Below are 7,137 nucleotides of genomic sequence, written 5' to 3'. Positions count from 1 at the left end.
CCTTGCGCGCCAGATCGGCCGCCAGCAGGCCCGGCGCGGCGCCGATCAGCGTCAAGGCGTTGAGCTGCGGCGGCGTCACGCCAAGATCGGCGAGCAGCCGTTCCTCGGCCAGCCTTTGCGCCCCGGCAGCCTGCCGCAGCAAAGCGGCGATATCGCCATTCTCGCCGGGCAGGTCGAGCGGGCGGGGGCGGCGTTTGGCCGGCTCCGGCGCGGCGGGTTCATCGAGCGGGCGGGTCTTGACCATGGAAACCTCCGAGAACATCCCGCGGAGGCGAAAGGGCCTCTTTCCTGATTGCGGGCTGACAGTCGTCTGACTGTTAAGCCCCACCGCGCCCGGCGCAAGCGTCGCGCCGGCTTATCCCAAATTTTCCTGCGGACCGGCGGGTCCATCAAGCGAAAGATTAGCTTGCCAGCCGCTGCGGCGCGCCGCTACACGCCTTATGGAAAGTTGGAAGACCCGATGGAACATTCCCGCCGCTCGATCCTCGACCAATATGGCGCCCTCGCGGCTCAGGGGCGCATCGAACGCGACGCCCGGCAGATCGCGGTGGTGCTCAAGCTCGACACGCTCGCCGCTTCGCTGGTCGAGAGCCGTCTGGCGAAAAAATCCAGCGCGCTCGGCTGGCTGTTCGGCGCGCGCAAGGCGGATGCGCCGACGCCGCGCGGCCTTTACATTTGGGGCTCGGTCGGGCGCGGCAAGACCATGCTGATGGATCTGTTTTTCGACTCGGTCGAGTTCGAGCCGAAGCGGCGCGTCCATTTCCACGCCTTCATGGCAGACGTCCACAAGCGCATTTTCGCCTGGCGGCAGAAGAAGAAAGCCAATGAGGTCAAGGGCGACGATCCGATCGCGCCGATCGCCGACGAGCTGATCAAGGAATCGGTCCTGCTCTGTTTCGACGAATTCGCCGTCACCGATATCGCCGACGCCATGATCCTCGGCCGGCTGTTCGAGGCGCTGTGGGCGCGCCGGATCGTGGTGGTGGCGACTTCCAATGTCGATCCGGCCGATCTCTACAAGGACGGGTTGAACCGGGCTCTGTTCCTGCCCTTCATCGGCATGATCCAGAGCCGGATGGAGGTGGTCAAGCTGGACTCCCGCACCGATTTCCGGCTGGAAAAGCTGGGCGGCGCGCCGGTCTATCACACGCCCGACGACGACGCGGCCCGCGCGGCGCTGGACAAGGCCTTTCTGTCCTTGGCTGGCGTCGCCAAGGGCAAGCCGCGCCACCTGCCCCTGCTCGGGCGCGAGATCGCCATACCGGAAGCCGCCGATCACGTCGCCCGCTTCGCTTATGCCGATTTGTGCAAGCAACCGCTCGGCGCGAATGACTTCCTCGCCATCGCCGAACATTTCCATGTCGTCGTCGTGGACGATATTCCGGTCATCAAGCCGGAGGAGCGCAACGAGGCGAAACGCTTCATCAATCTGATCGACGCGCTCTACGACCAGAAGGTCAAGCTGATCGCCTCCGCCGCCGCCGAGCCCGACCAGCTTTACAAGGCCGAACAGGGCCGCGAGGCGTTCGAATTCGCCCGCACGGTCTCGCGTCTGATCGAAATGCGCTCGACCGATTATATGGCGCTGCCCCATGGCCACGGCGACAAGGTCAGCGGCGACATCACCGGCCTCGTCGAGACATGATCGCGCCGGCGCGCTCCGGAGAGACGGCCGCCGACCAGAAGATCCTGGAGCTCGCCTGCGACCATTTGCGCCGTTTCGGCCCCCGGCGCACCACCATCGTCGGGATCGCCGAGGCCGCCGGCATGTCCCACGCCAATGTCTATCGCTATTTCCCGTCCAAGGAGGCCTTGTTCGAGTCCGTCACCTCGCTCTGGCTCAAGCCGCTGGAGGAGGAGCTGCGCGTCATCGTCCAGGGCCAGGACCCGGCCTATGACAAGCTGGAGCGCGCGCTCAGCGCCCTGCAGCGCGCCTATCGGGAAAAGCGCGACGCCGATCCGATCCTGTTCCGGCTGTTGTGCGACGCCATCGAACAGGGCGGCGGCATCGCCCGAAAGCATCGCAACAAGGTTCAAAGCGAAATCCAGGCGATCGTGGAAGAGGGGATCGCCTCCGGCGCCTTCCGCATCCAGGACCGCCGCCGCGCTATGGCGCTGGTGTTCGACCTGGCCCACCGCTTCATCCAGCCGGTGTCGATCGCGCTGGACAGGGGGGTTTCCTTGGCGGAAATGGAGTTTCGCGCCGGACGGGTGATCGCGGTGATTCAACGCAGCCTGACCTTTGGGGACCCGGATTTTGATATGTGACATTTTTTGTAAATTGTCACCCTCGCGGGCTCCTGTGCAAATTTTTGGCGCCCACGCCGGCCCCTTCAGATCATCTCCTTGTTTTTACGCTCTTTTCCAGACCGACGCCGCTTCCGACCGCGGCCGGGCTTCACAATAACGTCAGATGCTTAGTCTTTCTCACGACTTGAAAGCCCGAAAAGTTCGGGGCACAACGCCCACCCATATCCGCCGACGCGGAAATCCAGCGCCGCGCGGGCGCTCGCGACGAACCCGGGGTCGACCCGGAAGCAGATTTGAAACGAGGACGAACACCCATGGCGCGTAACAAGATTGCATTGATCGGAGCCGGCCAGATCGGCGGCACGCTGGCCCATCTCGCCGGCCTCAAGGAGCTGGGCGACATCGTTCTCTTCGACATCGCCGAAGGCACGCCACAGGGCAAGGCGCTCGATCTGGCCGAATCCTCCCCGGTCGATGGTTTCGACGCCAAACTCGCCGGCGCCAATGATTACGCCGCCATCGCCGATTCCGACGTCATCATCGTCACCGCCGGCGTGCCGCGCAAGCCGGGCATGAGCCGCGACGACCTGCTCGGCATCAATCTGAAAGTGATGGATTCGGTCGGCGCCGGCATCAAGCAATATGCCCCGAACGCTTTCGTCATCTGCATCACCAACCCGCTCGACGCCATGGTCTGGGCGCTGCAGAAGGCCTCCGGCCTGCCGGCCAACAAGGTCGTCGGCATGGCGGGCGTGCTCGATTCCGCCCGCTTCCGCTATTTCCTCGCCGAAGCCACCGGCGTCTCGGTCAAGGACGTCCACGCCATGACCTTGGGCGGCCACGGCGACGACATGGTTCCGCTGGTTCGTTATTCGACCGTCGGCGGCGTGCCGCTGCCCGAACTGGTGAAAATGGGCTGGTTGACCCAGGAGAAGCTCGATTCGATCGTCGACCGCACCCGCAAGGGCGGCGGCGAAATCGTCGCTCTGCTCAAGACCGGCTCGGCCTTCTACGCTCCGGCCGCTTCCGCCATCGCCATGGCCGAATCCTATCTCAAGGATCAGAAGCGCGTTCTGCCGGTGGCCGCTTATCTGAACGGCGAATATGGCGTGAAGGACACTTATGTCGGCGTTCCCGCTCTGATCGGCGCCAATGGCGTCGAGAAGATCGTCGAGGTCGCCTTCGACGCGGCGGAAAAGGCCATGTTCGACAAGTCGAACGCGTCGGTTCAGGGCCTGATCGAGGCCTGCAAGAAGATCAATCCGGCTCTCGCCTGATTTTTCCAGCTTCGTCCCGGCCCTTTTCGGGCCGGGCGGTCGGCTGCGGCGCCGGATGCGCCCGCCGAATCCGCTTTTCGGGAGGTGTTTGATGAATATTCATGAGTATCAGGCCAAGGCCGTTCTCAAGGAATTCGGCGTGCCGGTTTCGCGCGGCGTGCCGGTCCTGAAGATCGAGGACGCGGAAGCCGCCGCCAAAGAGCTCGGCGGTCCGCTCTGGGTGGTGAAATCCCAGATCCACGCCGGCGGCCGCGGCAAGGGCAAGTTCAAGGAAGCCGCCGCGGGCGAAAAGGGCGGCGTGCGCCTCGCCAAGTCGGTCGACGAGGTCAAAACCTTCGTCAAGGAAATGCTCGGCAATACGCTGGTGACGATCCAGACCGGCCCGGCCGGCAAACAGGTCAACCGCCTCTATATCGAGGACGGCTCCGACATCGAGAAGGAATTCTACCTCTCGGCGCTGGTCGACCGCGTCACCTCGCGCGTGTCCTTCGTGGTTTCGACCGAAGGCGGCATGGACATCGAGGAAGTCGCCCATTCGACCCCCGAAAAAATCCATACCTTCTCAGTCGATCCGGCCACCGGCATCATGCCGCACCACGGCCGCACGGTCGCCAAGGCGCTCAACCTGTCGGGCGATCTCGCCAAACAGGCCGGCGCGCTGGTCGCCAAACTCTACAAGGCCTTTGTCGAGAAGGACATGGCCATGCTGGAGATCAATCCCCTGATCGTGTCGAAGCAGGGCGAGCTGAAGTGCCTGGACGCCAAGGTCTCGTTCGATTCCAACGCGCTCTATCGCCACCCGGACATTGTCGCGCTGCGCGACGAGACCGAAGAAGACGCCAAGGAAATCGAGGCGTCCAAATATGACCTGTCCTATATCACGCTCGACGGCGCGATCGGCTGCATGGTCAACGGCGCCGGCCTCGCCATGGCGACGATGGACATCATCAAGCTCTACGGCATGGAGCCCGCCAACTTCCTCGATGTCGGCGGCGGCGCCACCAAGGAGAAGGTGACGGCGGCGTTCAAGATCATCACCGCCGATCCGAATGTGAAGGGCATTCTGGTCAATATCTTCGGCGGCATCATGCGTTGCGACGTCATCGCCGAAGGCGTGATCGCGGCGGTGAAGGAAGTCGGCCTGCAGGTTCCGCTGGTCGTGCGCCTCGAAGGCACCAATGTCGAACTCGGCAAGAAAATCATCAGCGAATCGGGTCTCAACGTGATTCCCGCGGACGATCTCGACGATGCCGCGCAGAAAATCGTCAAGGCCGTCAAGGAGGCCAAGTAATGTCCATCCTGATCGACAGCAATACGAAGATCATCACCCAGGGCTTCACGGGCAAGAACGGCACGTTCCACTCCGAACAGGCTTTGGCCTATTTCGGCACCAAGGTCGTCGGCGGCACCTCGCCCGGCAAGGGCGGCTCGACCCATATCGGCCTGCCGGTGTTCGACACCGTGTCCGAAGCCCGCGACGCCACCGGCGCCAACGCCTCGGTGATCTATGTCCCGCCGCCGGGCGCGGCCGACGCCATCTGCGAGGCCATCGACGCGGAAATCCCGCTGATCGTCTGCATCACGGAAGGCATTCCGGTCGAGGACATGATCAAGGTGAAGCGTTCGCTCAGCGGCTCCAAGTCGCGCCTGATCGGCCCGAACTGCCCGGGCGTGATGACCGCCAACGAATGCAAGATCGGCATCATGCCGGGCAACATCTTCAAGAAGGGCAATGTCGGCATCGTCTCGCGCTCCGGCACGCTGACCTATGAAGCCGTGTTCCAGACCTCGCAGGTCGGCCTCGGCCAGACCACGGCCGTCGGCATCGGCGGCGACCCGGTCAAGGGCACCGAATTCATCGACATGCTGGAATTGTTCCTGGCCGACGACAACACCAAGTCGATCATCATGATCGGCGAGATCGGCGGCTCGGCGGAAGAAGACGCCGCGCAATTCATCGCCGACGAGGCCAAGCGCGGCCGCAAGAAGCCGATGGTCGGCTTCATCGCGGGCCGCACCGCCCCTCCCGGCCGCCGCATGGGCCATGCCGGCGCCATCATTTCCGGCGGCAAGGGCGGCGCCGAGGACAAGATCGCGGCGATGGAGGCGGCGGGCATCCGCGTTTCGCCTTCGCCGGCGCGTCTCGGCTCGACCCTGGTTGAAGTGCTGAAGGGCTGACGCCCGGACGCGAGCGCGACAGCGCCCGCGCGTGACGAGCTCTCCCGACCCGGCCAAGGCCGGGTCGGGGCGATTGCAAGACGCCCGCCGGAGCGATTGCGGGCGAAACGGACGCCGGAACAGCGTCACAAGGGGTGGAAAGCCGCCCGGCCCGTGCAAAACCGTTCAATTCGGCCGCGCGGAGCGAGAGGACAACGACAATGGCGCGTCAAGACAGCAATGGAAGCAATGGCGGCGGCGGAGGCCGTTCGCCCCAGAACGCCGCTTTCGCGGATTCGTCTTTCCTGTTCGGCGGCAACGCCGCCTATATCGAGCAGCTCCAGGCCGCCTATGAGAAGAATCCGGCCGGCGTCGATCCCGAATGGCGCGAGTTTTTCGGCGCCCTGAACGACGACGCCGCCAATGTCGCCGCCAACGCCAAGGGCGCCTCGTGGAAGCGCCCGAACTGGCCGGCGCCGCCGCAAAGCGAGCTGGTCGCGGCGCTCGACGGCCAATGGCCGATCAATGAAAAGGCGCTCGCCGACAAGATCAAGGGCAAGGCCGCCCAGGCCGGCAAAGGCGAAATTTCCGCCGCCGAACTGCAGCGCGCCACCCAGGATTCCGTGCGCGCGATCATGATGATCCGCGCCTATCGCATGCGCGGCCATCTCCACGCCAATCTCGACCCGCTCGGCCTCGATCCGCAGAAGGACCACGAGGAGCTGCATCCGTCGAGCTATGGCTTCACCGAGGCCGATTACGACCGCAAGATCTTCATCGATCACGTGCTCGGCATGGAAAGCGCCACCATCCGCGAGATGCTGGCCATTCTGCGCCGCACCTATTGCTCGACCATCGGCTGGGAATTCATGCATATTTCCGATCCGGCCGAGAAGGCCTGGATCCAGGAGCGCATCGAAGGGCCGGACAAGGAAGTCAGCTTCACCAAGGAAGGCAAGCGCGCCATCCTGCAGAAGCTGATCGAGGCCGAAGGCTTCGAAAAGTTTCTCGACGTGCGCTACACCGGCACCAAGCGCTTCGGTCTCGACGGCGGCGAATCGATGATTCCGGCGCTGGAACAGATCATCAAGCGCGGCGGCGCGCTGGGCGCCAAGGAGATCGTGCTCGGCATGGCCCATCGCGGCCGCCTGAACGTGCTCTGCCAGGTGATGGGCAAGCCGCATCGCGCCTTGTTCAATGAATTCAAGGGCGGCTCCTTCCTACCGGAAGAAGTCGAAGGCTCGGGCGACGTGAAATATCACCTCGGCGCCTCATCCGACCGCGAATTCGACAACAACAAGGTGCATTTGTCGCTGACGGCCAATCCGTCGCATCTCGAGATCGCCGATCCGGTGGTGCTCGGCAAGGTCCGCGCCAAGCTGGACCAGGACAAGAACCGCGCGCCGGAAGACCGCCGCAGCGTCATGCCGCTGCTGATCCACGGCGACGCCGC

5 protein-coding genes and 2 pseudogenes are annotated in these 7,137 nt (G+C 64.2%); 6 read left to right on the top strand and 1 reads right to left on the bottom strand.

The features are described 5' to 3' along the window. Positions 1-244: pseudogene (locus ACE3S9_RS11975) on the bottom strand (MarR family transcriptional regulator); the annotation flags it as partial. Between the two features lie 216 nt (positions 245-460). On the opposite strand from ACE3S9_RS11975, the gene zapE reads away from it, so the two are divergent. From zapE to sucA, 6 genes and pseudogenes are all read left to right on the top strand, one after another. After that, positions 461-1,645: a cell division protein ZapE gene (zapE, locus tag ACE3S9_RS11970; protein WP_374546689.1), complete on the top strand. Its 1,185-nt coding sequence runs from the start codon at positions 461-463 to the stop codon at positions 1,643-1,645. After that, positions 1,642-2,268, top strand: a complete 627-nt coding sequence (locus ACE3S9_RS11965) for a TetR/AcrR family transcriptional regulator (RefSeq protein ID WP_374546688.1) — start codon at positions 1,642-1,644, stop codon at positions 2,266-2,268. Before zapE ends, ACE3S9_RS11965 begins: the two co-directional genes overlap by 4 nt. Positions 2,269-2,564: 296 nt before the next feature. Beyond that, positions 2,565-3,527 carry a malate dehydrogenase gene (gene mdh, locus ACE3S9_RS11960; protein ID WP_374546687.1) on the top strand — a complete coding sequence of 321 codons (963 nt, stop codon included), beginning with the start codon at positions 2,565-2,567 and terminating at the stop codon, positions 3,525-3,527. A 91-nt stretch (positions 3,528-3,618) separates the two neighbouring features. Continuing rightward, positions 3,619-4,818 (top strand): ADP-forming succinate--CoA ligase subunit beta, encoded by a 1,200-nt coding sequence (sucC, locus tag ACE3S9_RS11955; protein WP_374546686.1) that lies wholly within the window; start codon positions 3,619-3,621, stop codon positions 4,816-4,818. Further along, positions 4,818-5,705, top strand: coding sequence for a succinate--CoA ligase subunit alpha (gene sucD / locus ACE3S9_RS11950; protein WP_374546685.1), 888 nt, complete (start codon positions 4,818-4,820; stop codon positions 5,703-5,705). Before sucC ends, sucD begins: the two co-directional genes overlap by 1 nt. A 200-nt stretch (positions 5,706-5,905) precedes the next feature. Continuing rightward, positions 5,906-7,137: pseudogene (gene sucA, locus ACE3S9_RS11945) on the top strand (2-oxoglutarate dehydrogenase E1 component); the annotation flags it as partial.

The organism is Rhodoblastus sp., assembly GCF_041915505.1.
In the GTDB taxonomy this organism is placed as follows: domain Bacteria; phylum Pseudomonadota; class Alphaproteobacteria; order Rhizobiales; family Beijerinckiaceae; genus Rhodoblastus.
The sequence above is the reverse complement of the archived record's forward strand: the minus strand, read 5'-3'. Positions and strand labels throughout refer to the sequence as shown.

Coding starts and splice junctions, on each gene's coding strand:
- ACE3S9_RS11965 (WP_374546688.1), top strand. CDS start 1,642: ATGATCGCGCCGGCGCGCTCCGGAGAGACGGCCGCCGACCAGAAGATC.
- sucC (WP_374546686.1), top strand. CDS start 3,619: ATGAATATTCATGAGTATCAGGCCAAGGCCGTTCTCAAGGAATTCGGC.
- zapE (WP_374546689.1), top strand. CDS start 461: ATGGAACATTCCCGCCGCTCGATCCTCGACCAATATGGCGCCCTCGCG.
- mdh (WP_374546687.1), top strand. CDS start 2,565: ATGGCGCGTAACAAGATTGCATTGATCGGAGCCGGCCAGATCGGCGGC.
- sucD (WP_374546685.1), top strand. CDS start 4,818: ATGTCCATCCTGATCGACAGCAATACGAAGATCATCACCCAGGGCTTC.